This is a genomic window from Sideroxydans sp. CL21, assembly GCF_902459525.1.
In the GTDB taxonomy this organism is placed as follows: Bacteria; Pseudomonadota; Gammaproteobacteria; order Burkholderiales; family Gallionellaceae; genus Sideroxyarcus.
This window is the reverse complement of record NZ_LR699166.1, coordinates 1,215,842-1,241,119: the sequence shown is the minus strand read 5'-3', so window position 1 is coordinate 1,241,119 and position 25,278 is coordinate 1,215,842. Positions and strand designations below refer to the sequence as shown.

The window sequence follows — 25,278 nt, the reverse complement described above, 5'->3', positions numbered from 1 at the left end:
ATACCACTTGCGGAGATATCAATGTCCAACATCCAGTCCGTTATGCACGAAAATCGTGTATTCAACCCTTCCGAAGCATTCGTCAAGCAGGCCAATGTATCCGGCATGGCCGCATACAAAGCCATGTGCGACGCTGCCGCCAAAGACTATGCCGGATTCTGGGCCAACCTTGCCCGGGAGAATGTTCTCTGGCACAAGCCTTTCACCAAGTCGCTGGATGAAAGCAAAGCACCTTTCTACAAATGGTTCGAGGATGGTGAACTCAACGTTTCATATAACTGTCTCGACAGGCATCTTGCAGCCCAGGCCGAAAAAACCGCAATCATTTTTGAAGCCGATGACGGCACTGTAACCCGGGTCAGCTACCGCGAGCTGCACAGCCGCGTCTGCCAGTTCGCCAACGGCCTGAAGTCGCGAGGCATCAAGAAAGACGATCGCGTGATCATCTATATGCCGATGAGCGTGGAAGCCGTGGTTGCCATGCAAGCCTGCGCCCGCATCGGCGCGATCCACTCTGTCGTATTCGGCGGTTTCTCCTCCAAGAGCCTGCATGAGCGTATCACCGATGCACAGGCTGTGGCGGTTATCACCGCCGATGGCCAATTCCGAGGCGGCAAAGCCTTGGCGCTCAAACCCGCAGTGGACGAGGCACTCAGCCTCGGCGGTTGCGATGCCGTCCATACCGTAGTCACCTACAAGCGCACCGGTGGCGAAGTGCAGTGGAACAGCAAGAACAATATCTGGTGGCATGATCTGGTCGCAGGGCAAGGCAACACCTGCGAGCCCGAATGGGTCGGCGCGGAACACCCGCTGTTCATCCTTTACACCTCCGGCTCCACCGGCAAACCCAAAGGCGTGCAACACTCCACCGGAGGCTACCTGCTGGGTGCAATGGTTTCCCTGAAATGGGTATTCGATTACAAACCTTCCGACATTTTCTGGTGCACCGCCGATGTGGGCTGGATCACCGGCCACAGCTACGTCGCTTATGGCCCGCTGGCCATGGGTGCAACCCAGGTCATTTTCGAAGGCGTTCCGACCTATCCGGATGCGGGACGTTTCTGGAAGATGATCCAGGATCACAAAGTCACCACCTTCTACACCGCACCGACCGCCATCCGTTCGCTCATCAAGCTGGGCGGCGATCTGCCGGACAAATATGACTTGTCCAGTCTGCGTCTGCTAGGCACCGTCGGCGAGCCGATCAATCCGGAAGCCTGGATGTGGTACTACAACACAGTGGGGCACGCCCGTTGCCCTATCGTGGACACCTGGTGGCAAACAGAAACCGGTTGCCACATGATCGCCCCGCTCCCCGGCGCAATGCCGATCAAACCCGGCACCTGCACGCTGCCTTTGCCGGGCATCATCGCCACCATCGTCAATGAAGCAGGCGACGAAGTAAACGACCAGCATGGCGGCTTCCTGGTCATCAAGAAGCCCTTCCCTTCGCAGATTCGCACCATCTGGGGCGACCCGGAGCGTTACAAAAAGAGCTACTTCCCCGAAGAAATGAAGGGCGCTTACCTTGCCGGCGATTCGGCACACCGCGACGAGGACGGCTACTTCTGGATCATGGGACGTATCGACGACGTACTGAACGTCTCCGGACACCGACTGGGTACCATGGAAATCGAATCGGCACTGGTTTCCAACCCGCTGGTGGCGGAAGCCGCCGTGGTCGGCAAGCCGCACGAGATCAAGGGCGAGGCCGTGGTTGCCTTTGTGGTACTGAAGGGCGCCCGTCCGTCCGATGCCGCCGCCGCCAAGAAACTGGCTGAAGAATTGCGAAACTGGGTAGGCAAGGAGATCGGCCCCATTGCCAAACCGGACGAGATCCGTTTCGGAGAAAACCTGCCCAAGACCCGGTCCGGCAAGATTATGCGCCGCCTGTTGCGTGCCGTCGCCAAAGGTGAAGAGATCACTCAGGATGTATCCACACTTGAAAATCCAGCCATCCTTGAGCAACTTAAGGAAGTGATACGTTAAAGAAGCACGTCAGTATTGCGTTAGGCAGTTCCGTAACTGCCTAACGCAACTCCTTAATTGTATTGACTCATCCGCCCCCCTCCGCTACCATCGCGGCACTTTTCAACCACTTGGTCGCGCATAGTGATTTTCAAAAAACCGTTAATGCTGGTCCTAAGCGCCTTGCTCGGCTCTACCGTTGCCATGGCAGCCAAAGCGGATACGGCTTTGGCGATGAACAGCCCGGAGTTATCCGCGCAAACCACACCGACCCGCAGCACGGAAACAAACGTTCCTGTACTAAACACGGTGCCAACCGACCCGATTAAATCTGTCGTACCTCAGGCTGCCACTGCTCAGCCACCAGTTCCACAAACCGCAACCGTTCCCCCAATTTCCACCACCATTGCCGCTTCCGGCATTCCTGTGACACCCGACACGCCAGCCGCGACTGCCGAACCGGCGACGCAAGCGCCTGCGCCAATACGTGAAGCCATGATCGTTGCACCCGCCTCGCCCAATGGCGACCTGTGGCAACGCATCCGCGCCGGCTATGCCATGAAAGATCTGGATAGCCCGCTGATCAAGCGCCATGAAAAGTGGTACGCAAACCACCCCGATTATGTCCTTCGCATGAGCGAACGTGCGCAGCATTACCTGTTCTATATCATGGAAGAAGTGGATCGCCGCGGCATGCCGTCCGAGATCGCCCTGCTGCCCGTCATCGAGAGTGCATTCAATCCGGGCGCCAATTCGATCGCGAGCGCTTCCGGCATCTGGCAGTTCATCCCGTCCACCGGCAAGCATTTCGGCATGGAGCAGAACTGGTGGCACGACGGCCGGCGCGACATCATCGGCGCAACCAACGGAGCACTCGATTACCTGCAAAAACTGCATGACCAGTTCGGCGATTGGGAACTGGCACTGGCCGCCTACAATTGGGGCGAGAACGGCGTAACCCGCGCACAGGCCTACAATCGCAAACATCACAAGCCGACCGATTATTCGCATCTCAGGATGCCGCGCGAAACCCGCAACTACGTACCCAAGCTGCTTGCCGTCAAGAACATCATCGCCGATCCGGCACGTTTCGGCCTGCAGCTGAGCAAGATTCCCGATGAGCCCTATTTCGCCACCGTTGCCACCTCTCAGCACATTGATGTGAAAGTCGCCGCCGAACTGGCCGACATCTCGATGGATGAATTCATCGCGCTCAATCCCGGCCATAACCGCCCGGTGATATTGCAGGATAAGGACAACGGAAATGTGCTGTTATTGCCTGTAGACAAAGTCGACACGTTCCGCACCAATCTGGCAAAGACCAATCAGCGACTGGTTTCGTGGCAACCCTACGAAAGCAAAAAAGGCGAGAGCTTTGACAAGATCGCAACGCACTTTGGTCTGTCACTGGCAGAACTGCGCTCTGCGAACGGTTTATCCAAATATGCACAAGAGAGCAACGGCCAGACCCTGCTTGTGCCCATCCCCGACGACCAGCCTGCCGCCGATTTTGCGGCTTTCAACATGCATCCGTCGGCTGTGGCCGAAATGTATGGCGCCGTGCGTTATACCGTGCGCAGAGGGGACACCATTTCCACCATCGCCCGCCGCTTCCACGTAAGCCAGATGCAACTGCGGGAAGCGAACCATGGTGTCAGCCGCCTGCACGTCGGGCAACACTTCAACATCGTGCTGGCCGATCACCGCTCCGCTCGCAGGCATCATGTCGCTGCAACCAGAGCCAAAACCAGAACCAGCCTGCGCAAAGCATCCAGCGTCAAGGTTGCCTATAACGCCCCTCAGTCCAAGCAGCCGAACTGATTATTCCCGTCGTACAAATGGCAGTGCACGCCATGCGTCGCGCTGATATTCGTCACATCCGGATAGCGCGCACAGACCGCCATAGCCTGGGAACAGCGCGGCGCAAAGTGGCAACCCTGCGGCGGGTTCGCGGGTGACGGCAGATCCCCTTCCAGCCTGATGAACTTCCTGCCCGTGCCGTCGATGCGCGGCACGGCGGATAGCAGGGCCTGGGTGTAAGGATGCTTTGGCGAGCGCATCACCTCCTCCGTCGTGCCGCGCTCGACAATGCGCCCCAGATACATCACGCACACCTCATGAGCCAGGTATTCAACAACGCCAAGATTGTGCGTGATGAAGAGATAACTCAATCCGAGTTCCTGCTGCAGCGATTTCAGCAAGTTCAGTATCTGCGCCTGCACCGAAACATCCAGTGCACTGGTCGGTTCGTCGCAGATCAGCAACTGCGGCGATACCGCCAAGGCACGCGCAATTGCAATACGCTGCCGCTGTCCACCGGAAAACTCGTGCGGATAGCGCCATTTGCTGTCACTCGCCAGGCCGCATTTCTGCAGCAGATCATCGATATGTGCCTGCCGGGCCGTGCTGTCGCCGCCGATGTTCAGTGCGCTCATCCCCTCTTCGAGTATTTCGGTCACGCGCATCTTGGGATTGAGCGATGCATAAGGATCCTGGAATACCATCTGCATCGCAGCACGGGATTCAGATGATCCGACCATCTCACGCCCGGCGAACCGCACACTGCCCGCAGTGGGCAAAATCAACTGCAGCAGCGCCTTGGCCAATGTGGTCTTGCCGCAGCCGGATTCACCGACCAGCGCCAGCGTGCGGCCCTGCGAAATGGACAGCGATACGCCATCCACTGCCTTTACCTGTCCCACTGTGCGCTGCAAGAAGCCTTTGCGGATAGGGAAATAGACTTGCAGGCCGGAGACTTGCAACAGAGGATACGGGATACGGGATACAGCATTCAGGGAACGCGCGCCCTCCCCTAGGCCCTCTCCAGATTGATGGAGAGGGGAACTGGGCCCTGTATCCCGTATCCTATATCCCGTATCCTGATAAAGGTGGCACCGCACCCCCCGCCCTTCGATGACTGTCCATCCCGGTGTCTGTTCATGGCACAACCCCCAGGCCTTGTCGCATCGGGCAGCGAAGCGGCAGCCCTGAGCAATGCTCCCGAGCGGCGGCACGCTGCCCGGGATCGCACTCAGCGGCTGCCCGGCCCGGCCGGCACCCGGCAATGCTGCAAACAGTTTCTGCGTGTATGGGTGCAAGGGCGCGGCAAACAATTGTTCACGGCTCGCCTGCTCGACGATCTGCCCCGCGTACATCACGCCGACGCGGTGTGCCGTCTCCGCCACCACGCCGAGATCATGCGTGATGAGCAGCATCGCCATGCCTGTCCTGTCTTGCGTATCGCGCAGCAGTTGCAATACCTGCGCCTGTATCGTTACATCCAGCGCAGTGGTGGGCTCGTCGGCAATGAGCAACGCAGGGTTGCCCGCCAGCGCCATGGCGATCATCACGCGCTGCTTCATGCCGCCGGAAAGCTGGAATGGATATTCGGACACACGCCGCGAGGCATCCGGAATACCAACCTGATCGAGCAGTTCGATACAGCGTTTATTGGCTGCCGCGCCGCGCAAACTCTGGTGCAATACCAGCACCTCGGCAATTTGCGCACCCACCGTCATCACCGGGTTCAGGCTCAACCCCGGTTCCTGAAAGATCATCGCCATCCGGCCGCCGCGCACCTCGCGCATTTTGCTTTCAGGCAGTCCAAACAACCCGACCCCGCCCAGTTGCGCGGCTCCACTTGAATTCATCACGCCATCAGGCAGCAAACGCATCAGGGAAAGCGCCGTCATGGATTTGCCGCAGCCTGATTCGCCGAGCAAGGCAAAAGTTTCTCCTGCCGCGATGGAGAACGAGATGTCGTCAACGATATGTGCGCCGTTGCGCAGGCGTGAAACCAGATTGTCGACCTTGAGCAGGCTCATCCCGCAACCTCGGTCCGGTTCAAGCGCGGATCGAAGGCATCGCGCACCGCATCGGCGAACAGATTCGCCGCCAATACCAGCACCAGCATGAAGCTGAATGCCGAGGCCAGCGCCCACCACACCATGGGCTCGCGCCCCATCTCCAACCGCGCGGCATTGATCATGGTGCCGAAGCTGATCATGGTGGGATCGACCCCGACGCCGACGTAGGACAGCACCGCCTCGGCCAACACGAGTGCGGAGAAATCCATCACCAGCGATATCAACACGATATGCATCACATTGGGCATGATGTGACGCGTCAGGATGCGCAGCGAAGACACGCCGAACGATTGCGCAGCCTGGATGTATTCCATTTCGCGCAACTTCAGGGTTTCGCCGCGCAGCAGGCGGCACAATCCGGTCCAGCTCGTCACACCGAGGATCATGCACAGGAACACCAGCCGCAGATCGGCGCGCGAAGCGGTGGTTTCGAACCACTGCGGATGCGTGTCGATGGTCACCTGCATCATCAGCACGGCCGCCGCGATCAGCAATACGCTCGGTATCGAACTCAGCACGGTGTAGATGTACTGGATCACGTCGTCCACCCAGCCGCGAAAATATCCGGCAGCGACCCCGAAGAACAATGCCAGAGGAAGCGTCACCAGCGTCGTCACGGTGCCGATGACAAGTCCCGTGCGGATGCTCTTGAGCGACAGATACAACACATCCTGGCCGACCTTGTCCGTACCGAGGACGTGATAGACGGTGGCAAGATTGAAAAATACGCCGATGAAGGCTGCAATGACAAGAACGCCCGCCCATACCACACGCTGCTCCGTCCAACGCCTGATCATCAGCACCAGTAATGCACCGATCATCGATCCGGCCAACCCGCCAATCAATGCACGCTTCGTCACATCCAGATCGATTTGCGATGCATCGGACAGATGCGAACCGCCGTATCGCAGTCTCGGATACTCGCGCACGATGTTGCCCTCTGCATCCGTTCTGCTCTCCTTGGCATATAACGTCAACGCGAACGGTGCCGAATAAGTTTTCTCGACATGAGTGCGCAACGGCTCTGCCAGCTTGTCGAACACGCTCAGTACTTCCGGCGAATACAACTTCCCGCCACCGTTCGTTTGCGGCAATGCCATACGGAAATGCAGCGTATCCAGCAGGCCCACAACAATGAACAGCGACAACACCAGCAACGACACCATCGCCACATTGCTCTTTGCCACCCGTTTCCACGGCAGTAGCAGATGCTCGTGCCGCCGGACATACCAGGCTCCGGCAACCGCCGCCGCCAGCAACAGGAACACCAGCGCATCGCTCCACAGGATCACGGGCGTGAAACTCATTGCAACCTCACCCGCGGATCAACCACAGTGTATGAAATGTCGGTCAGGATCAGCCCGGCGATATACAGCACCGAGCCCAGGAACACCATTGCACGCACCACGCTGAAATCCTGCGAGTTGATCGCATCGATGGTGTAACTGCCCAAGCCGGGGATGCCGAAGAACGATTCGGTGAGCAGGCTGCCCATGAACAGCAGCGGAATGACCACGACCACACCGGTCAGGATAGGGATCATCGCGTTCTTCAGCACATGCGTGAACAGCACGCGCAACTCGGACAAGCCTTTGGCGCGCGCGGTGCGCACATAGTCCTTGCCGATCTCCTCGAGAAAGATCGTGCGGTACCAGCGGCTGCTGGAACCGACACTGCCGGCCACACCGATGACAATGGGCAGCACCACGAACTTGAAGCCATCCATCCCGCCCGCATAGCCGGAGATGGGCACCAGATGCCACAACTTGCTTACGAGGAACTGCCCGCCGATGATGTAGAACAAACCGGAAACGGACATCAGGAATACGCACAGGGCCACCCCCGCCATATCCAGCGCCGTGGCGCGAAACAGCGTCATCAGCAACGCAAAACTGACATACACGACCAGGCCAATGAGAAATGTCGGCAACGCGATGGCAAGGCTCGGCCCCATGCGCGTGGCGATCTCGTGGCCGATGTTGCGCCCGTCGTCGGCATAGCCGAAATCGAACACGAACATGCTGGCGGATTTCTGCCAGAAGATGGTGTCGGTGACTTTATCCATGCCTGCCGCATGGTCGTTGATCATCAGCGGCTTGTCATAACCGTGCTGCTGTTTCCAGCTTTGGATGGCTTCCTGCGTTACGCGCTTGATGCCGAGCTGCATGCGCGCCATGTCGTCCGGGGTGTTCACCACAAAGAAAAGCGCGAAGGTGAGCAGGTTCACCCCGATGAGGATAGGCACAGCGTAAAGGATGCGGCGGATGAGGTAGGCGATCATGAGTGGCCGTATTGTAAGGGCAAACAATAGCCTGCGGGCAAGCGCCGGGAGTAGAATCTGGCCGCTGTAGAATAGCGAATCGCGATCTGCAAATACCGGCGCTGCCACAAGGAAAATCATGCAAGTTGAAATCTGGTCCGACATCATTTGCCCTTGGTGCTACATCGGGAAACGGCGCTTTGAAACCGCACTTGCGGATTTCGCACTCAAGGAAGACGTGCATGTGATCTGGCGCAGCTTCGAACTCGACCCCGATGCACCACGTCAACGGACGGGCACGCTGGAAGAGATGCTGGCGCAAAAATACAACGTCAGCCCGCAGGAGGCAGCCGCCATGAATGCGCGCGTCACTGCAGTCGCCAGGGAGACCGGCCTGGATTACCGATTGTCCGGCGCGCGACCCGGCAACACTTTCGATGCTCACCGCCTGCTGCATTTTGCTGCCTCACGGCAATTGGGCGAGCGCGCCGCGGAACGTCTCATGCACGGGTATTTTTCCGAATCGCTGCCGGTGGGCGATCGTGCCGCGCTGGCGCGCCTGGCGCCGGAATTCGGCATTGCCGAAAGCGAGGCGCAGGCCATGCTGGAAAGCGATGCCTATTCCGGCGAAGTGCGGGCAGACGAAGCGCGCGCGGCGAAATTCGGCATTACCGTTGTACCGTTCTTTGTGTTCGATGAAAAATCCGGCATCTCCGGCGCTCAACCGGTGGAGGTGTTTGCAGAAGCGCTGCAGCAGGCGCAGAAGAGCGCATAGTCATGCATACAACATTACTTCAATCATTCCTCCCCGAACGAAATGGAATGAAGTGATCACCCTGCTCCCGTCAGCCGAACGCGAACAATCCCGCAGCGAAGAGATCGCCAACAGCACCATTCACGGCATCGGCTTCATCACGGCACTGGTCGGCACACCGGTGCTCATTGAACATGCAGTACGGCATGGCGAGTTGGGATATATCGTCGGAACTTCCGTCTTTGCCGCAAGCATGATCCTGCTCTATCTTGCATCCACCCTCTACCACGCATTGCAACAACCGGGGCTCAAAAGCATTTTTCACCAGATCGATCACCTCATGATCTACCTGCTCATTGCGGGAACTTATACGCCGTTCACGCTGGGGGTCTTGCACGGAGCATGGGGCTGGACACTGTTCGGGATCATCTGGGGGCTGGCCACGATCGGAATGATTCTGAGGATACTCAAAAGAATGGGGCATCCGGTGATTTCGACCGGCATGTACCTGCTCATGGGCTGGCTCATGCTGGTCGCCGCCGAACCCATGTACGAAAAGGTTTCGACACAGGGACTGCTGTGGCTGCTTGCCGGCGCTCTCAGCTATACCGCGGGGGTGTTCTTCTATGCCACAGATGGACGCTTGCGCTACGGTCACAGCATCTGGCATCTGTTTGTGCTGGGCGGCACGGTCAGCCACTACTTTGCCGTCTGGTACGCTGTCTGACAACACGCTTTAGTAGCGTTACTGCTCGCGTTTTTGCAGTGCCTTCCACATCCAGAACCCGAACAACAGCAAAGCCGCCCCGCCCAGCCACAGAGGCCAGCGCACAGGCTGGTTCCACTGGCGCCGCATCCGGTCGCGTTGCGCGCTGTCCACACGCCAGTATTTGAGTTTGTTGTTGGCCATGATGTTGGATTTGACGTTGTGCAGCCAGCCATGTTGCAGCACGTAGTTCTTCGGGTGATAGCCCCACAGCCAGGGTGCATCGCGGCGCAGGATCTCCAGCATCTGGTCGATGATTTCCTGCCGCGCCGGGCCGTTGTCCATGTTCTTCATCTGATCGAACAACCGGTCGAATTCCGGGTTGCTGTAATTGCTCGCGTTCTCGCCGCCCTTTCCCACCTTGGCTTGCGCGCCATCCAGCAAAAACAGGAAATTCTCCGGATCGGGATAGTCGGCATTCCATCCGTAGTAGTACATCTGCATATCGCCGCGCCGTATCTTGTCCTGAAACCGGTTGTAATCCGTGCTGCGCACGTCGAGCTGGACGCCAATCTTGTCGAACTGTTTGCGTATCCAGTCCAGGCGTGATTTGTTGCCGATGCCGCTGGACGTCGTATCGAGGTGGATCACAAGCGCCTGATTGGTTCCAGCATCCACGCCGCCGGGATAACCTGCTTCTGCCAACAGGCGTTTCGCTTCCTCAATGGGCTTGCGCTTGGGCACTCCGTCTACCCAGTCGTACACGTATCGGTTGATGCCTTCCCTGCCTTCGCGGTAGCCGAAAATGCCGGGAGGAATGGGCGATTGCGCGGCGATGCCGCGTCCGTTGGCGAAGATGGAGATGAATTCTTCATAGTCCACCGCGATGGAGATGGCACGGCGCAATTTCCTTGCTCTCTCCGAGTTTCCGCCCACCACCGGATCCAGCCAGTTGAAACCGGTGTACATGGTGGAAGTCGCGACTGAAGTTGAAAGCGTGATGCCCTGCGCTTTCATCTCCTCGCTGACATTGGTTTCGCCGCTGACGCTGACCTGGACTGCCTGGTCGAAACTGTCCGAACTGATGCCGGAGGCGTCGTAATAGCCTTGCAGGAATTTGTTCCAGTACGGGATGGTTTCCTTTTCCAGCGTGAACACGACCTGGTCGATCAATGGCAGCGGCTTCCCCGCATCGGCCACTAGTCCTGTCGCCGCATCGCCAGGCTCACCTTCCGCCGGGTAGATCTCGCTGTCGTAATAGGGATTGCGCGTGAGTACCATGCGCCGGTTAGGGTCGTTCTCCGACAGGTAATACGGCCCGCTGCCCACCGGCCACCAGTCCAGCGAGAGGTTGCGTTCGCGCATGCCTTGCAGCGCATAGAAGCGCTCCACCTCCTGTGGCATCGGCGAAAAGAAAGGCATCGCCAGCCAGTAGGCAAATTGCGGATATTTTCCCTTGATCGTGACGCGGTAAGTCGTGCCATTCACGACTTCCACACCCGGCAGCGGATACCGGTTCAAATCAAGGAAATCGTCGGGATGCAGCCTGGCCGCTGTTTGCAGTGTGGAGGCATATTCCTTGAGGCCGACGATGTATTCGCCCATTACCCCCGCGATGGGCGTATGCAGCTGCGGATGAACCAGCCGTTTGATCTGGTAGGCGTAGTCCGCAGCCGTCACCTCGCGCGTACCGGTCCTGGAAAAGTCGTTCAACGAATGGATACGACCCATTTCGCCGGCTGTAAGCATGTAATTGTCCGGCACAAAAGCCGGATGGGGCTGGTAGCGCATATTCGGCTTGATGTGTATCTCGTACACGCTGTAGGCGATGCGCTCCGCGGCAACATTGTCGGGCAGGCGGCGGCGGTTCTTGTCCAGATAGGTGACTCGCGGCATTTCGCTGGCAGCCAGCGGCACCAATTGATAAGGACGCTTCAGGTAATGGTATTGCAGGGGGGGCGAATAGATGTGGGCCAGGAACTCGTATTCGTTTTCGCTGTAGGCTTGCGCTGGGTCCAGATGTTTGGGGCGTTCGGTGAACGCGGTATAGAGTATGGACTTGCCGTCGTCCGCCGCAGGATAGGGGTCGTTCCACAGCCCGCCATCGCAGGCGACAAGCAACAGGCACAACAAAGCTGGAAGCACATATCTCATGGCGCAAGAGTTTAGCCGAAAGGTCTGTCTTCGCGGTAAGATTGAGCTTGGAATGCAAACGGATTTTTGAAAAATGAACCCAGATTGGCAGAATTTCCTTACGGCGCAAGGCGCACAAATACAAGACGGAGTGATACAGCATTTCGGCAATGCCGCCGCCGAGCGCATCGCCACGCGCGATGGCTCAGTGATGTGCGACTTGTCGCAGTTCGGCATCATCAGGGTTTCCGGCGAAGAAGCCAAAGGCTTCCTGCATAACCTGTTCAGCAGCGACGTAAACGCGCTCACCCCGCAACATGCCTTGCCCAGCAGCCTCAACACGGCGAAAGGCCGTGCGCTGGCGACTTTTCTGATTTGGCGCAACGAGACGGAATACTTTCTGCACCTGCCGCAAAGCCTGCTCGCGCCGATCCAGAAGAAGCTGTCCATGTTCGTGCTGCGCGCCAAAGTGAAGATCGAGAACGCGAGCGATAACATTGTGTGCATAGGGCTTTCCGGCGCAAATACCGCGGCCTTGTTGCAGCAGCTATTCCCTGTTCTGCCCCGGAATCCGCTCGACATTGTGTATCACGAAGACACCGGCCTGATTCGCCTCGGTGCAGATCGCTTCCAGCTCAATACCACACCGCAGCGCGCACCTGCACTGTGGCAACGGCTCGGCACGGATGCAAAACCAGTCGGGTCCTCCTGCTGGGACTGGCTCAACATCCGCGCGGGCATACCTGTCATCCTGCCGCAGACACAGGAAGCATTCGTTCCTCAAATGGCAAACCTCGATCTCATCGGTGCGGTGAATTTCAAGAAAGGCTGCTATCCGGGACAGGAAATCGTGGCACGCATGCAGTATCTGGGCAAGAACAAACGCCGCATGTATCTGGCGCATGTCGAAAGCGACGCAGCGCCGCAAGCGGGCGATGATTTGTTCAGCATGGAGATGGAAGGCCAGAGTTGCGGCACCGTGGTCAATGCGCAAGCGGCACCCGGCGGCGGTTATGACCTGCTGGCCGTGATCCAGATCGCCAGCCACGATTCTTTCCCGGTGCATCTCGGCGAAATCAAGGGTGCGCGTTTGCAGTTCCAGCACCTGCCCTACCCGCTGCCGTGAATCTGCCTGCTCAACTGCTGACTGGAGAGTGGCTGTGGTTGGCAAATTTTATCTTCGCTTTGTTTCTGTATAGCGCGGCACGTAGCGCTCCCTGGCGCACCCTGCTGGATAACGCTGTCATGGTAAACGCGCTGGTTGGCCTGGTGTTTGGCGCGTTCATTTTCTGGCAATTCAACGTCGGCATCCGCCCCGGATTCAACTTCCACATTCTGGGTTCGACATTGTTCATGCTGATGTTCGGCTGGCAGATCGCCACTGTCAGCATCACGCTGGTCATGCTGGCCACCTGGCTGCGTATGGACGCGGGATTCATTACGCTCGGCATTAACGGTCTGCTGATGGTCGCCCTTCCCGTGCTGTTCAGTGAGTGGCTGCTGCGCTTCAGCAAACGCCACCTGCCGAAGAATCTGTTTTTGTTCGTACTATGGAACGGCTTCTTCTGCAGCATGCTCACCATCGTACTGAACGTGACGGCTACCACCCTGCTACTGTTGCTGCTGAGCCGCCACACCTGGGGAGAGATTCAGCACTACTATCTCGTCGCGTCGCCCATCCTCATGTTCACCGAGGGCTTCGTCACCGGCATGATGATCACCGCCTTTGTGGTATTCCAGCCGCAGGCAGTAATGAATTTCAGTGACGAGGAATATCTAGCGGGGAAGTAGCTTCAGCTTCATTTTCTTGTGCGGCATCCCGGCATCCATGAATTCCTTGCCATGCTCGACGAAGCCGAATTTCTGATAAAACGGAATGGCGAAGGTCTGTGAGTCCACATCTACCTGTTTATAGCCGCGTGAACGTGCTTCATCGAGCAGCGCCTCAATAATGGCCGTGCCCACTTTCTGCTTGCGCCATTGCGGTAATACTGCCATGCGTCCGATATGTCCATTCGCCTGCATGCGCCCGCAACCGATCGCATCGCCGTTCAGGCTCAAAGCCAGGGCATGGCGGCAATCTTCGTCCTTGCCATCCCACTCCAGCTCTTCAGGAACGTTCTGCTCGCGGATAAATACCGCTTCGCGTATGGCACGCAACAATGGTTCGCCGTCGTGCCAACAAACCAGACTGACCGTGAATGGGGTAGTCATAACGCTATCTCCTGACTTCCACCCTACACCTTCAGGCGGAAGAAACATTATTGTTATTCGCCCTGCATCATGCAGTGATTTCGACTTCCGTGCCCGCCCCCACCAGTTCAAACAAGTCCACCAGTTCGGCATTGCGCATGCGCACACAACCGCGCGAGCCCGGCTTGCCGAGCGAAGTACTGTCCGGCGTGCCATGGATGTAAATGTAACGGCGCATGGTATCGCATGATCCTCCGCGGTTGTAACCGCTCTCGCAACCGGACAGCCACAAAATGCGCGTCAATATCCAGTCGCGTCCCGGATACTGCGCACCAAGCTGCGGCGAGTACACTTCACCTGTCGGGCGACGCTGTACGAAAACGGCATTCTCCGGTTCGCCGCTGCCGATCTTGGCACGGATGATGTGTTTGCCGCGCGGCGTGCAAAAACTCCCGTTCTCCTCACCCACCCCGTTTGCACCCGTGGATACCTGATACCGGCGCAATGACTTGCCGTTATCGGCCAATAACTCCAGCGTCTGTGTCGGAATGTGAATGGCAATCTTCATGGTGCCTTCTGCTGCGCGCGGCGTGCCGCAAAAAAATCGCTCAACACCTTGCCGCATTCATCCGCCAGAACTCCCCCTTGTATGCGTGCATGATGATTCAATCTGATCATTGCCCCCTCTCCCCCCGGGGGAGGGTTGGGGTGGGGGAAATCGCCGAACAAGTTGAACACGCTGCCCGCCGCACCGGTCTTCGGATCGCGCGCCCCGAACACCACACGGGAGATACGGGCATGGAACATTGCGCCGACGCACATCACGCAAGGCTCCAGCGTAACGAATAATTCACAATCTACCAGACGATAATTACCGATTTGTTGAGCTGCATCACGCAACGCCGCGATTTCGGCATGGGCGGAAGGGTCGTGCCGCGAGATGGGGGCATTGCTGCCGCGGCCGATGATGCAGCCGTCTTTCACCACGACCGCGCCAACGGGCACTTCTCCGCTGCTTGCTGCCTGCCGCGCCAAGTCCAGCGCAGCACGCATGAAGGTCTCATCCGCTTCGCCTGTGGGGTCACCTGCCTGGAATGGCATCCGGTTCTCTAAATTCATGCCCGCCATTGTACGGGCAAAAATTGGATTGCCAAACGGTATGACGAAGCACAGAATCGTTGCGCCCAACCAGTACGCCTCGACATGCAAGAACAGACTCCCAGCCCGACGGATATATCCCGAAAAATTCACGGGCGCGAACAAACACCCGGAGAAGAGATCGCCAACAGCATCAGCCACGGCGCAGGGGCAATCGCATCGGTGGTGGGCACGCCATTCCTGATCCTGCATGCGCTGAAGCTTGGAGATACCGGATATCTGATCGGTTCCATCGTTTTCGCCGCCACCATGATCGTGCTCTACCTTTCTTCCACCCTCTACCATTCATTCCGCCCGGGCAGACTCAAACATATTTTCCGTGTTATCGACCACTCCGCGGTCTATCTGCTCATCGCGGGCACCTATACGCCCTTCACGCTCGGCGTGCTGTACGGCGCATGGGGATGGACGTTGCTGATACTGATCTGGAGTCTGGCGCTGGCAGGGGTAATGCTGAAATTGTTGAACCGCATGTCCCGTCCCGTCATTTCCACATTACTCTACCTGCTCATGGGGTGGCTAATCATCATCGCGGCCGATCCCTTGTATACCCGCTTGCCTGCATCCGGGCTTGCCTGGCTGGTTGCCGGTGGCCTGGCCTACACGGCAGGTACCGTGTTCTTTACCCTTGATTCGCGCCTGCGCTATGGCCACTTCATCTGGCACTGGTTCGTGCTGGCGGGCACCACCTGCCATTATTTCGCCGTTTACTGGTATGCCGCCTGACCCGTGCAATTTGCGCTTGCCTTCCCGAAAGAATTTGTCAACAATGGCAGTCAGGAACAGGAGCCATTGATGCCAAAACAAGTTGTAGACGATTTCACCCTGCCCGCCACTGGCGGTGCCGGTTTCACGCTGTACCCCATCCGCAGCAAATCCTTGGTCATCTATTTTTATCCAAAGGACAACACGCCCGGTTGTACCAGTGAAGCGCAACAGTTTCGTGACCTGTACGCGGAATTCAACAAGGCGGGATGCGAAATCGTCGGAATCTCGCGCGACAGCATCAAGTCGCACGAGAATTTCAAGGCGAAATTTACCCTGCCTTTTGCACTGCTCTCCGACGAGAATGAAGCGGTGTGCAATCTGTTCGGGGTGATGAAACAGAAGATGATGTATGGCAAACAGGTGCGCGGCATCGAGCGCAGCACCTTCGTGCTCGACAAGAAGGGAAACATCATCAAGGAATGGCGTGGCCTCAAGGCGGACGGTCACGCGCAAGAAGTACTCACTTTTGTTCAAACTCTCTAACAAGGACAACATGAACGCACGCAAAGCAACAACGGACAAAGACACCAAACTCTTCGTGCTGGACACCAACGTGCTGATGCACGATCCGACCAGCCTGTTCCGCTTCGAAGAACACGATGTCTACCTGCCGATGTTCGTGCTGGAAGAGCTGGACAACAACAAGAAAGGGATGTCGGAAGTCGCCCGCAACGCGCGCCAGGCCAGCCGCTTCCTGGACAACCTCGTCAGTGCGAGTGAAGACAGCATCGACGAGGGTGTGCCGCTGAACGCGCTGGGCAACAAGAACGCGACCGGACGCCTGTACCTGCAAACCGAGTTCATCAACGACCCTTTGCCATCTACCCTGGCAAACGGCAAAGCCGACAATGCCATCCTCGGTGTGGTCAGCCATCTGCACACGCAGCACAGCAAGCGCCAGATCGCACTGGTCAGCAAAGACATCAACATGCGCATCAAGGCGCGTGCCCTGGGACTGTCGGCGCAGGATTATTTCAACGACAAGGTGCTGGAAGATACCGACCTGCTCTATACCGGCGTGCGCGAATTGCCTGCCGATTTCTGGGATAAAAACGGCAAGGACATGAAATCCGGGATCCAGGCCGGGCACACCTTCTACAACATCAAGGGCCCCATCTGCCGCGACCTGCTGGTGAACGAATTCGTGTACCAGGACGATCCGGAAAAACCCTTCTATGCCGTGGTCGCCACGCAGGAGGACACCGCCGCCACCCTGCTCACGCTCACCGACTACACACACAGCAAGAACGCCATCTGGGGCATCACCGCGCGCAACCGAGAACAGAACTTCGTGCTCAACCTGCTGATGAATCCCGAGATCGACTTCGTCACACTGCTGGGCCAGGCCGGTACCGGCAAGACCCTGCTCACGCTGGCTGCCGGCCTCATGCAGACGCTGGAACACAAGCTCTATTCGGAAATCATCATGACCCGTGTCACCGTGCCGGTGGGCGAGGACATCGGTTTCCTGCCGGGCACCGAGGAAGAGAAAATGTCGCCGTGGATGGGTGCGCTGGACGACAACCTGGACGTGCTCAACAAATCCGACGACGAAGGCGGCGAATGGGGCCGCGCCGCGACGCGCGACCTGATCCGCTCGCGCATCAAGATCAAGTCGCTCAACTTCATGCGCGGCCGTACTTTCCTTAACAAGTACCTGATCATCGACGAGGCGCAGAACCTGACGCCCAAGCAGATGAAGACGCTCATCACCCGTGCCGGTCCCGGCACCAAGGTGGTATGCATGGGCAACATCGCGCAGATCGACACGCCTTACCTCACCGAAGGCAGTTCCGGCCTGACCTACGTGGTGGACCGGTTCAAGGGCTGGGCGCACAGCGGCCACGTCACCCTGCAACGCGGCGAGCGTTCGCGCCTCGCCGACCACGCGGCGGAAGTGCTATGAAACTGATCGGCTCGAACACCAGTCCCTACGTGCGCAAAGCACGTCTGGTGTTGCTGGAAAAAAAGATCCCGCACGCTTATGTGATCGACCCGCCGAGCGAACCGACCAGCCAGGTGTATAGCGTCAATCCGCTCGGGCGCATCCCGGCGCTGATCCTCGACGACGGCACTTGCGTGTTCGATTCGCCCGTGATCGCCGAATACGCCGATACGCTGAACGACACGCCCATCCTGATCCCGCGCAACGATGCGCTGGCGAGGATGCGCGTCAAACGCGGGGAAGCGCTCGCAGACGGCATCATGGATTCGGCCATCGTCGTGCGCATGGAACGCATCCGCCCGCCCGAGAAGCAGGAGCAGGGCAACATCGACATGCATAATCTGGCCGTCACCCGCGCGCTTGCCCACATTGCCGACCAACTGGGGCAGCGTGAATGGTGCGAGGGCAAAAGCATCACGCTGGCCGACCTGGCACTGGTGAGTGCACTGGCCTATCTCGATCTGCGTCAACCCGAACGCGACTGGCGCGGCACGCATCCTAACCTGGCTGCATGGTTCAGCCGCCTCAGTGCTCGTCCGAGCGTTCAAACCTCACTGGCAGGATAAAACATGAGCTCTATTGAAAAATCTGAAGAAGAATGGCGTGAAGAATTGACGCCTGAACAGTACGAGGTCTGCCGCGCATGCGGGACTGAGCCGGCCTTTACCGGAGAATACTGGGATTGCCACGACATCGGCGTCTATCGCTGTATCTGCTGCGGAAATCCGCTGTTCGATTCGGAGACCAAATACGAATCGGGAACGGGCTGGCCGAGCTTCTGGCAACCGGTCAGCGAAGACGCGTTAGAATATCGCGAAGAAGATCCGACCGGCATGGATCGCATCGAAGTGTGCTGTGCTGCATGCGATGCCCATCTGGGGCACGTGTTCGAAGACGGCCCGGACCCGACCGGATTGCGCTTTTGCATCAATTCGGCTTCACTTGCACTGGATAGAAAATAATAATGCCAATCGCGGCCTGCAACCCGGCTTAACAAGTGAGTCTCCATGAAAATACTTTTTGACCTGTTCCCCGTCATCGTTTTTTTTATCACCTTCAAATTTGCGGGTGTATTCGTCGCTACGGCAGTATCCATGGCCGCGACCTTGGCCCAGGTTGCCTGGGTGAAATATCGGCATGGCAAGGTCGACACGATGTTATGGGCCAGCTTTGGCATCATCACTGTATTCGGTGGAGCGACATTGCTGTTGCACAATGAGACTTTCATCAAGTGGAAACCGACCGTCCTGTATTGGTCTTTTGCCCTGGCATTATTGCTGGCGCCAGTCTTTTTCAAAAAAAATCTGATGCGTTCGCTGTTGCAGGACAAGCTTCCGCTGCCCGATTCGACCTGGATGAACGTCAACCTGGCCTGGGGCTTGTTCTTTGCCGCACTCGGCGCCATCAACCTGTATGTCGCATTTAACTTTTCAACCGATATTTGGGTCGACTTCAAATTATTTGGCGTTACCAGCCTGATCTTCCTGTTCATTCTTGCGCAAGCGGCAATGCTGGCAAAATATGTGGAAGCGGACAAACACAAAAAAGAATGAGCCAATATTCAATAAAGTCGGCATTACACACAACAAAAACCGAGGAAAAACAGATGCTCTATGCAATATTTGGTCAGGATACCCCCGACAGCCTGGAAAAGCGCAAAGCCGCGCGACCCGCACACCTGGAACGGCTGCAAGTTTTGCAGAACGCTGGCCGGCTTTTGCTGGCAGGCCCTTTCCCCGCCGTGGACGCTGTCGATCCCGGCACCGCTGGCTTCACCGGTAGCCTGATCGTTGCCGAATTCGAGTCGCTGGAAAGCGCTGAGGCATGGGCGGGCGCAGACCCCTATGTTGCTGCCGGCGTTTATACCCAAGTCGCGGTCAGGCCTTTCAAGAAGGTCTTTCCGGCCTGAGCGCAAGGCATGCTATATTGCGCGTCGGATAATTTTCGAATCCCCTCTACAACTCACAAAGGAAAGACTCATGCTGAAATTTTCCAAATTCATCCTGTTGTCGGCATTGCTGGCTATTGCCGCAGGCGCACAGGCTGCCGATGACAAGGCGGCGGCTGACAAACCGGCTGCGCTGGTAAACGGCGTAGCAATCCCGCAATCACGCATCGATATGCGCATCAAGGCTGCCGCACAGCAAGGCCAGCCCGACAGCCCGGAAATGCGCAAGGCGATCCGCGATGACATCATCAATCTGGAAGTCATTTCACAGGCCGCTACCAAGAGCAGTCTGGACAAGCAACCGGAGGTCGCTCAACAACTGGAATTGGCAAGACAATCCGTATTGGCCGGGGCATACGTGCAGGATTATGCCAAGACCCACCCCATCGCGGATGACGTGCTGAAGCAGGAATATGAAACCCTGAAGGCTCGCGTCGGCAACAAGGAATACAAACTGTCGCACATCCTGGTCGAATCCGAGGATGAAGCCAAGAAGGTTGAAGCCGAACTCAAGAAGAAAGGCGCCAAGTTCGCCACCATTGCCAAGGCGCATAGCAAAGACCCCGGCTCCAAGGACAATGGCGGCGAACTGGGCTGGGCAGTTCCATCCAACTTCGTACAGCCCTTCGCCGAAGCCGTACTCAAATTGGGCAAGGGACAAGTCAGTGATCCGGTGCAAACCCAATACGGCTGGCACATCATCAAACTGGAAGACACGCGCGAGTTGAAAGTGCCGACCTTTGAAGAAATGAAGCCCAATCTGGAAAAACGCAAGCAACAGGAAGCTGTCCAGAAACTTATCGAAGATCTGCGCAGCAAGGCCAAGATCGAGTAAACAGTCGTAATATCAGCAAAAAGGCGACCCAGAAGGTCGCCTTTTTTGTTGGTTACGAAGTCCGTTTTGAAACTACCGAATCTGTGCAAGACAGCAAACTGTCCAGTCCTGGATATGCCATTTGCCCCTATTCCGTCCGAACGATGTTAATCCTTCATCGTGTCGAATCAACCGGGTGAATCACGGTGCCTTGGCAACTTCCTGCGCTTTCCAGCCCCCGCCCAATGCCTTGAACAGGTCGGCAACTGCACTGCGCTGTGCACGCTCCGCATCGAGACGGTTCAACTGGGCCTGCAGGTAGTTACGCTCCACATCCAGCAGTTCCAGGCGACTCGCGATCCCGGCCTGATAGCGCATATCGGCCTGTTTGTAGGCTTGTTCCAATGCATCGCTGCGCGCACTTTCGAAAGTCAGGACCTGTCTGGCTGATTCCTGGGCAGACAAGGCGTTGCGCACATCGCCGAATGCGTTGGCGACAGCCTGCTTATACTGGATCAGAGCCTGGTCGCGGCGCGCTTCCGCCACATCCACCTGATAACCGATGCGCCCCGCATTGAAGATCGGCTGGGTGACATTGCCCGCGAACTGGAAAATGTTCGCCGGCTTGGTGAACAGGTTGGAGAACGCCACGCTTTCACTGCCCACATAAGAGGTCAGGGAAATCGACGGGAAATACTGCGCCCGAGCCACGCCGATACTGGCGTTCAACGCCACCAAGCGCTGCTCGGCATCCTTGAGGTCGGGTCTGCGCAACAGCAAGTCCGCAGGCAGCCCATCGGGTACCGACGCCACCGGCAGCAGCGGGCTGCCGCGTTGCAGCTCACTAGACATCACGTCGCGCGGCGAGCGTCCCAGCAACAGTGTCAGCGTGGTTTCCTGTTTGCTGCGCGCCTGAACGAGAGATGCCAGTTGCGATTGTACGGCAGCCACATCGGCTTCAGCCTGATGCAGGTCGTATTCTGAAATCATGCCGACCTCAAGCTGTTTTTTGTTGAGTTCCAACCTGTCCTGACGGCCAGTCAGCAACCGCCTTGTGGCTGCCTCTTGGGCATCCAGGGAGACCAGGGCAAAATACTGCTGCGCCACTTGCGTGGTCAGCGTAAGACGCACCGTGTCTCTCGCCGACTCCGCACTGAGCAGATTTGCCCGTGCCGCTTCGGTCGCGCGGCGCAGTTTGCCCCACAGATCCAGTTCATAACTCGCATCAAGACTGATGTGCGAAAAGTTCTGGGTAGGCGGTATGTATGACGGCAGCGGGAAAACGCCGACTGTGGACGCTTTGGTGCGGCTCTGGCTTGCATTGGCACTCAGCTCGGGGAACTGGTCTGCCTTGGTGATCCCGAGTTGGGCGCGCACTTCCAACACATGGGAAACTGCCACTTGGATGTCCGCATTGTGGGCCAGCGCTTCTTCTTCCAACTTGTCGAGGGTCGCGTCGGCATAGAGATGCCACCATTGTTCAGTCACGCCGCTGGGCTTTACCGCGGCATCGTCCTGTTTCGCCGGCCAGCTTTCCGGCAACACCATGTCCGGACGCTTGTAGTCCGGTCCGCTGGTACATGCTGCCAACGTCAGCGCCGCAAGCAAGACTCCGGCAGCTTTCGATTTTGTTTTTATATTACTCATGCTTGTCCTCCTTGTGCCGCGCATGACCGGGGAAAATACGGCGAACACCCACGAAGAAAACGGGAACCATGAAGATCGCGATAACCGTCGCGGCGATCATGCCGCCCATGACGCCTGTTCCGATGGCATGACGTCCATTGGCGCCCGCACCGCTGGAAATGGCCAGCGGGAATACGCCGAAGATGAACGCGATCGACGTCATCAGGATGGGCCGCAACCGTCGGCGGCAGGCTTCCAATGTCGCGTCGATCAGCTCATGTCCTTCGTCCAGCAGATCGTTGGCAAACTGGATGATCAGGATCGCATTCTTCGCGGCCAGGCCGATGATGACGATCAGTCCGACCTTGAAATAGACATCGTTGGGCAGTCCGCGCAACGTCACGGCCACCACCGCACCGAGTATACCGATGGGCACCACCAGGATCACGGCAAGCGGAATGGACCAGCTCTCGTACAGCGCCGCCAGACACAGGAACACTGCAATCACGGACAAGGCGAACAGGAACGGCGCCTGGTTTCCGGAGACCCTCTCCTCCTTGGATGTCCCGGACCATTCAAAACCCATGCCGGGCGGAAGCTTGGATGCGATATCTTCCATCGCCAGTAGCGCATCGCCCGTGCTGTGACCAGGCCCGGGACCGCCGGAAATCTTCATTGCCGGCAGGCCGTTGTAACGATCCAGTTTGGGTGAAGCTGCCACCCAGCGCGTCCTGGCAAATTCGGACAAGGGAACCATTCCACCATCCATATTGCGCACGGGTATTCGCATGATCTGGCTCGGCGTGGTGCGGTTTTCCGAGTCGGCCTGCATCTGCACGCGCAAAATACGGCCTTCGCGCACGAAGTCGTTGATGTAGGTCACCCCGAGCATGGATTGCAGAGTATCGTTCAGATTCGCAATATCTATCCCCAATGCCTTTGCTTTCAGGCGATCGACTTCGATCTGCAATTGCGGCCCGGCTTCCTGTCCTTCCGGTCGCACACCGGCTATCATCGGGCTCTTGCTTGCCATGCCAAGTACCATGTTGCGTGCCTCGAGCAATTTCTCGCGCCCTTGCCCGGAACGATCCTGCAATCTGAAATCGAAACCGCCGGTGGCAGCCAACTCGGGAATCGGCGGCACGTTAAGGGCGAAGATGAACGCTTCCTTGATGCGGAACAGCGCCATGTTGGCTTTCTTCACCAGGGAAGCAGCCGAACTGCTCTGCTCGGGCCGCTCATCCCAATCCTTGAGGCGAACGAATACGGTCGCCGCATTTTGTCCGCGTCCGAAGAAAGAGAATCCAAGCACGCCGATTGCATGTGCCACTTCCGGTTGTTTCATGTAGTACTGTTCCACTTCGGCCAGCACCTCTTTCGAACGTTCGCGTGTGGCGCCAGGTGGCAACTGGATCACATTGAGAAAATAACCCTGATCCTCATCCGGCAGGAAACTGGTGGGCAAATGCACGAACAGCCAGCCCAGCGCCACCAGGATCGCCGCATAAAACACCAGGGCACGGCCCATGCGTTTCAGAATCTTGCCGACCCAGTTCTGGTAACCATCGCTCGTTTTGACAAAGAGACGGTTGAACCAGCCGAAGAAGCCGGTCTCCCCGCCCGGTTTCTTTTCCGGCTCATGCTTCAGCAACGTGGCACAAAGTGCCGGCGTCAGCGTCAGCGCCATCAGCAGGGAGAACAGGATCGTCATGATCAGCGTGAGAGAGAACTGGCGGTAGATCGCCCCCACCGAGCCGCTGAAGAAGGCCATCGGAACGAACACGGCACACAGCACCAGAGTGATCGCGATGATGGCGGTATATATCTGACCCATGGCCTTGTACGTCGCATCCCGCGGCGACAGGCCGTCTTCGGTCATGATGCGTTCCACGTTCTCCACCACCACGATGGCATCGTCCACCACGATACCGATGGCCAGAACCATGGCGAACAGCGTCAGCGTATTGATCGAGTAGCCGATGACATACAAACCCACCATCCCGCCGGTCAGCGCAACCGGCACGACGATGCTGGGGATGAAAGTGGCACGCAGATTCCCCAGGAAAAGATAGATGACGACGAACACCAGCAGCATCGCCTCGGCCAGCGTCTTCGCGACTTCAGCGATGGATATCTGGATGAACTCCGACGTGTCGTACGGGATCAACCAGTCGATGCCTTTTGGAAAAGCCTTGGAAAGCTCGGCCATCTTGGCCTTGACTGCCTTGGCGGTATCGAGCGCATTCGCTTCCGGCGTGGTACGGATGGCGATCGCCGCGGCGGGCTGCCCGTCTATGCGCGCAGCGATGGAATAATCCTGCGCGCCGAGTTCCACCCGCGCGACATCCTTGACCCGCACCGTGGAACCGTCCGGATTTGCCCGCACGATGATGTTGCCGAACTGTTCCGGAGTTTTAAGCCTGCTCTGGGTGACGATCACCGCGTTCAACTGCTGCCCGGGAGCGGCCGGCAACTGGCCAAGCTCGCCAATTGCAAGTTCGGTGTTCTGTGCACGGACAGCAGCGCTGACATCGCCGGGCGACAGATTGTAGGAATGCAGCTTGTCCGGATTCAACCACAGGCGCATCGAATACTCGGTACCGAAAAGTATCGCTTCGCCCACGCCCGGTACACGCCGGATACTTTCCAGCAGGCTGGTCGCGGCATAACTGCCGAGCGCGACGTTGTCGCGGCTCTTGTCCGGCGAAGTCAGCGCGATGAACATCAGATAATTGCGCGCTGCCTTCGCCACGGTGACACCCACACGCCGCACATCATCCGGCAAGCGCGCCTCGGCACGCTTGATGCGGTTCTGCGCTTCGACCGAGGCGGCATCCAGATTGGTTCCGCTCTCAAAGGTCAGGGTGATCGTTCCCAAGCCCAACTCGGAGGACGATTCCATGTAGAGCAAATGCTCGATACCGTTCATCTCCTGCTCGACCAGGGAAACAGCCGTATCTTCCACCACCTGTGCCGAAGCACCGGGATAGGCAAGCGTGATGGCCAAAGCCGGGGGGGCGACCGATGGATAGGATGTGACCGGCAAGCTGCGCAGCGACAACCCGCCCGCCAGCAAGATGATGAGCGCGATTACCCAGGCAAAGATCGGGCGGTCAATAAAGAATTTTGCGAACACGAT

23 protein-coding genes are annotated in these 25,278 nt (G+C 57.8%); 14 read left to right on the top strand and 9 right to left on the bottom strand.

Features of this window, described 5'->3' with window-relative positions; genetic code table 11:
* Nucleotides 1-21 precede the first annotated feature (21 nt).
* Together acs and QOY30_RS05885 are read left to right on the top strand one after the other, a co-directional pair.
* Nucleotides 22-1,989 (top strand): acetate--CoA ligase, encoded by a 1,968-nt coding sequence (gene acs / locus QOY30_RS05890; protein ID WP_283743704.1) that lies wholly within the window; start codon nucleotides 22-24, stop codon nucleotides 1,987-1,989.
* 144 nt (nucleotides 1,990-2,133) lie between these two features.
* The gene (locus tag QOY30_RS05885) at nucleotides 2,134-3,789 is read left to right on the top strand and encodes a transglycosylase SLT domain-containing protein (protein ID WP_283743703.1); all 1,656 of its coding nucleotides are present in this window, start codon (nucleotides 2,134-2,136) and stop codon (nucleotides 3,787-3,789) included.
* On the opposite strand, the gene QOY30_RS05880 is transcribed toward QOY30_RS05885, so the two are convergent.
* The 3 genes from QOY30_RS05880 to QOY30_RS05870 are packed head-to-tail and all read right to left on the bottom strand — an operon-like array spanning nucleotide 3,768 to nucleotide 8,115.
* Entirely contained in the window at nucleotides 3,768-5,792 is a 2,025-nt protein-coding gene (locus tag QOY30_RS05880) for an ABC transporter ATP-binding protein (protein WP_283743702.1), read from the bottom strand. The two genes, QOY30_RS05885 and QOY30_RS05880, sit on opposite strands and share 22 nt — an antisense overlap.
* Nucleotides 5,789-7,141, bottom strand: a complete 1,353-nt coding sequence (locus QOY30_RS05875) for an ABC transporter permease (protein ID WP_283743701.1) — start codon at nucleotides 7,139-7,141, stop codon at nucleotides 5,789-5,791. The genes QOY30_RS05880 and QOY30_RS05875 overlap by 4 nt, the downstream gene beginning before the upstream one ends.
* On the bottom strand, nucleotides 7,138-8,115 hold the full coding sequence (locus QOY30_RS05870; RefSeq protein ID WP_283743700.1) for an ABC transporter permease: 978 nt from the start codon (nucleotides 8,113-8,115) through the stop codon (nucleotides 7,138-7,140). The genes QOY30_RS05875 and QOY30_RS05870 overlap by 4 nt, the downstream gene beginning before the upstream one ends.
* Before the next feature lie 118 nt (nucleotides 8,116-8,233).
* Here QOY30_RS05870 and QOY30_RS05865 point away from each other — a divergent pair, with 118 nt between their 5' ends.
* Together QOY30_RS05865 and trhA (QOY30_RS05860) are read left to right on the top strand one after the other, a co-directional pair.
* Nucleotides 8,234-8,869, top strand: a complete 636-nt coding sequence (locus QOY30_RS05865) for a DsbA family oxidoreductase (RefSeq protein WP_283743699.1) — start codon at nucleotides 8,234-8,236, stop codon at nucleotides 8,867-8,869.
* Nucleotides 8,870-8,921: 52 nt separating this feature from the next.
* The gene (gene trhA / locus QOY30_RS05860; protein WP_283743698.1) at nucleotides 8,922-9,575 is read left to right on the top strand and encodes a PAQR family membrane homeostasis protein TrhA; all 654 of its coding nucleotides are present in this window, start codon (nucleotides 8,922-8,924) and stop codon (nucleotides 9,573-9,575) included.
* An 18-nt stretch (nucleotides 9,576-9,593) separates the two neighbouring features.
* On the opposite strand, the gene QOY30_RS05855 is transcribed toward trhA (QOY30_RS05860), so the two are convergent.
* A complete protein-coding gene (locus QOY30_RS05855; RefSeq protein WP_283743697.1) occupies nucleotides 9,594-11,708 on the bottom strand; it encodes an ABC transporter substrate-binding protein in 2,115 nt (704 codons plus the stop codon).
* 73 nt (nucleotides 11,709-11,781) lie between these two features.
* Between QOY30_RS05855 and ygfZ the strand changes: the two genes are divergently transcribed.
* Both ygfZ and QOY30_RS05845 read left to right on the top strand, forming a co-directional pair.
* Nucleotides 11,782-12,813, top strand: coding sequence for a CAF17-like 4Fe-4S cluster assembly/insertion protein YgfZ (ygfZ, locus tag QOY30_RS05850; RefSeq protein WP_283743696.1), 1,032 nt, complete (start codon nucleotides 11,782-11,784; stop codon nucleotides 12,811-12,813).
* Nucleotides 12,810-13,478: an energy-coupling factor ABC transporter permease gene (locus tag QOY30_RS05845; protein ID WP_283743695.1), complete on the top strand. Its 669-nt coding sequence runs from the start codon at nucleotides 12,810-12,812 to the stop codon at nucleotides 13,476-13,478. The genes ygfZ and QOY30_RS05845 overlap by 4 nt, the downstream gene beginning before the upstream one ends.
* Here QOY30_RS05845 and QOY30_RS05840 read toward each other — a convergent pair.
* The 3 genes from QOY30_RS05840 to tadA form a co-directional block, all read right to left on the bottom strand.
* Complete coding sequence (locus QOY30_RS05840; protein ID WP_283743694.1) at nucleotides 13,464-13,901, bottom strand: GNAT family N-acetyltransferase; 438 nt, start codon at nucleotides 13,899-13,901, stop codon at nucleotides 13,464-13,466. The two genes, QOY30_RS05845 and QOY30_RS05840, sit on opposite strands and share 15 nt — an antisense overlap.
* 67 nt (nucleotides 13,902-13,968) lie before the next feature.
* The gene (locus tag QOY30_RS05835; protein ID WP_283743693.1) at nucleotides 13,969-14,448 is read right to left on the bottom strand and encodes a L,D-transpeptidase; all 480 of its coding nucleotides are present in this window, start codon (nucleotides 14,446-14,448) and stop codon (nucleotides 13,969-13,971) included.
* Nucleotides 14,445-14,981: a tRNA adenosine(34) deaminase TadA gene (gene tadA / locus QOY30_RS05830; RefSeq protein WP_283746035.1), complete on the bottom strand. Its 537-nt coding sequence runs from the start codon at nucleotides 14,979-14,981 to the stop codon at nucleotides 14,445-14,447. The genes QOY30_RS05835 and tadA overlap by 4 nt, the downstream gene beginning before the upstream one ends.
* A 102-nt stretch (nucleotides 14,982-15,083) precedes the next feature.
* Between tadA and trhA (QOY30_RS05825) the strand changes: the two genes are divergently transcribed.
* From trhA (QOY30_RS05825) to QOY30_RS05790, 8 genes are all read left to right on the top strand, one after another.
* Entirely contained in the window at nucleotides 15,084-15,764 is a 681-nt protein-coding gene (trhA, locus tag QOY30_RS05825; RefSeq protein WP_283743692.1) for a PAQR family membrane homeostasis protein TrhA, read from the top strand.
* A 69-nt stretch (nucleotides 15,765-15,833) separates the two neighbouring features.
* Complete coding sequence (locus QOY30_RS05820) at nucleotides 15,834-16,289, top strand: peroxiredoxin (protein ID WP_283743691.1); 456 nt, start codon at nucleotides 15,834-15,836, stop codon at nucleotides 16,287-16,289.
* A gap of 10 nt (nucleotides 16,290-16,299) precedes the next feature.
* The gene (locus QOY30_RS05815) at nucleotides 16,300-17,712 is read left to right on the top strand and encodes a PhoH family protein (RefSeq protein ID WP_283743690.1); all 1,413 of its coding nucleotides are present in this window, start codon (nucleotides 16,300-16,302) and stop codon (nucleotides 17,710-17,712) included.
* Nucleotides 17,709-18,317 carry a glutathione S-transferase N-terminal domain-containing protein gene (locus QOY30_RS05810; protein WP_283743689.1) on the top strand — a complete coding sequence of 203 codons (609 nt, stop codon included), beginning with the start codon at nucleotides 17,709-17,711 and terminating at the stop codon, nucleotides 18,315-18,317. Before QOY30_RS05815 ends, QOY30_RS05810 begins: the two co-directional genes overlap by 4 nt.
* A 3-nt stretch (nucleotides 18,318-18,320) precedes the next feature.
* The gene (gene msrB / locus QOY30_RS05805; protein WP_283743688.1) at nucleotides 18,321-18,713 is read left to right on the top strand and encodes a peptide-methionine (R)-S-oxide reductase MsrB; all 393 of its coding nucleotides are present in this window, start codon (nucleotides 18,321-18,323) and stop codon (nucleotides 18,711-18,713) included.
* Nucleotides 18,714-18,758: 45 nt separating this feature from the next.
* On the top strand, nucleotides 18,759-19,304 hold the full coding sequence (locus QOY30_RS05800) for a septation protein A (RefSeq protein ID WP_283743687.1): 546 nt from the start codon (nucleotides 18,759-18,761) through the stop codon (nucleotides 19,302-19,304).
* A 53-nt stretch (nucleotides 19,305-19,357) separates the two neighbouring features.
* On the top strand, nucleotides 19,358-19,660 hold the full coding sequence (locus QOY30_RS05795; RefSeq protein WP_283743686.1) for a YciI family protein: 303 nt from the start codon (nucleotides 19,358-19,360) through the stop codon (nucleotides 19,658-19,660).
* A gap of 70 nt (nucleotides 19,661-19,730) precedes the next feature.
* Nucleotides 19,731-20,534 (top strand): peptidylprolyl isomerase, encoded by an 804-nt coding sequence (locus QOY30_RS05790; protein ID WP_283743685.1) that lies wholly within the window; start codon nucleotides 19,731-19,733, stop codon nucleotides 20,532-20,534.
* 180 nt (nucleotides 20,535-20,714) lie between these two features.
* Here QOY30_RS05790 and QOY30_RS05785 read toward each other — a convergent pair whose 3' ends face one another.
* The gene (locus tag QOY30_RS05785) at nucleotides 20,715-22,160 is read right to left on the bottom strand and encodes an efflux transporter outer membrane subunit (protein ID WP_283743684.1); all 1,446 of its coding nucleotides are present in this window, start codon (nucleotides 22,158-22,160) and stop codon (nucleotides 20,715-20,717) included.
* Complete coding sequence (locus QOY30_RS05780; RefSeq protein ID WP_283743683.1) at nucleotides 22,153-25,275, bottom strand: efflux RND transporter permease subunit; 3,123 nt, start codon at nucleotides 25,273-25,275, stop codon at nucleotides 22,153-22,155. The genes QOY30_RS05785 and QOY30_RS05780 overlap by 8 nt, the downstream gene beginning before the upstream one ends.
* Between the last annotated feature and the right edge of the window lie 3 nt (nucleotides 25,276-25,278).

What these genes read in the sequence shown, in the direction of transcription:
- acs (WP_283743704.1), top strand. Translation starts at nt 22, where the DNA reads ATGTCCAACATCCAGTCCGTTATGCACGAAAATCGTGTATTCAACCCT.
- QOY30_RS05885 (WP_283743703.1), top strand. Translation starts at nt 2,134, where the DNA reads ATGCTGGTCCTAAGCGCCTTGCTCGGCTCTACCGTTGCCATGGCAGCC.
- QOY30_RS05880 (WP_283743702.1), bottom strand. Translation starts at nt 5,792, where the DNA reads ATGAGCCTGCTCAAGGTCGACAATCTGGTTTCACGCCTGCGCAACGGC.
- QOY30_RS05875 (WP_283743701.1), bottom strand. Translation starts at nt 7,141, where the DNA reads ATGAGTTTCACGCCCGTGATCCTGTGGAGCGATGCGCTGGTGTTCCTG.
- QOY30_RS05870 (WP_283743700.1), bottom strand. Translation starts at nt 8,115, where the DNA reads ATGATCGCCTACCTCATCCGCCGCATCCTTTACGCTGTGCCTATCCTC.
- QOY30_RS05865 (WP_283743699.1), top strand. Translation starts at nt 8,234, where the DNA reads ATGCAAGTTGAAATCTGGTCCGACATCATTTGCCCTTGGTGCTACATC.
- QOY30_RS05855 (WP_283743697.1), bottom strand. Translation starts at nt 11,708, where the DNA reads ATGAGATATGTGCTTCCAGCTTTGTTGTGCCTGTTGCTTGTCGCCTGC.
- ygfZ (WP_283743696.1), top strand. Translation starts at nt 11,782, where the DNA reads ATGAACCCAGATTGGCAGAATTTCCTTACGGCGCAAGGCGCACAAATA.
- QOY30_RS05840 (WP_283743694.1), bottom strand. Translation starts at nt 13,901, where the DNA reads ATGACTACCCCATTCACGGTCAGTCTGGTTTGTTGGCACGACGGCGAA.
- QOY30_RS05835 (WP_283743693.1), bottom strand. Translation starts at nt 14,448, where the DNA reads ATGAAGATTGCCATTCACATTCCGACACAGACGCTGGAGTTATTGGCC.
- tadA (WP_283746035.1), bottom strand. Translation starts at nt 14,981, where the DNA reads ATGCCATTCCAGGCAGGTGACCCCACAGGCGAAGCGGATGAGACCTTC.
- trhA (WP_283743692.1), top strand. Translation starts at nt 15,084, where the DNA reads ATGCAAGAACAGACTCCCAGCCCGACGGATATATCCCGAAAAATTCAC.
- QOY30_RS05820 (WP_283743691.1), top strand. Translation starts at nt 15,834, where the DNA reads ATGCCAAAACAAGTTGTAGACGATTTCACCCTGCCCGCCACTGGCGGT.
- QOY30_RS05815 (WP_283743690.1), top strand. Translation starts at nt 16,300, where the DNA reads ATGAACGCACGCAAAGCAACAACGGACAAAGACACCAAACTCTTCGTG.
- QOY30_RS05810 (WP_283743689.1), top strand. Translation starts at nt 17,709, where the DNA reads ATGAAACTGATCGGCTCGAACACCAGTCCCTACGTGCGCAAAGCACGT.
- msrB (WP_283743688.1), top strand. Translation starts at nt 18,321, where the DNA reads ATGAGCTCTATTGAAAAATCTGAAGAAGAATGGCGTGAAGAATTGACG.
- QOY30_RS05800 (WP_283743687.1), top strand. Translation starts at nt 18,759, where the DNA reads ATGAAAATACTTTTTGACCTGTTCCCCGTCATCGTTTTTTTTATCACC.
- QOY30_RS05795 (WP_283743686.1), top strand. Translation starts at nt 19,358, where the DNA reads ATGCTCTATGCAATATTTGGTCAGGATACCCCCGACAGCCTGGAAAAG.
- QOY30_RS05790 (WP_283743685.1), top strand. Translation starts at nt 19,731, where the DNA reads ATGCTGAAATTTTCCAAATTCATCCTGTTGTCGGCATTGCTGGCTATT.
- QOY30_RS05785 (WP_283743684.1), bottom strand. Translation starts at nt 22,160, where the DNA reads ATGAGTAATATAAAAACAAAATCGAAAGCTGCCGGAGTCTTGCTTGCG.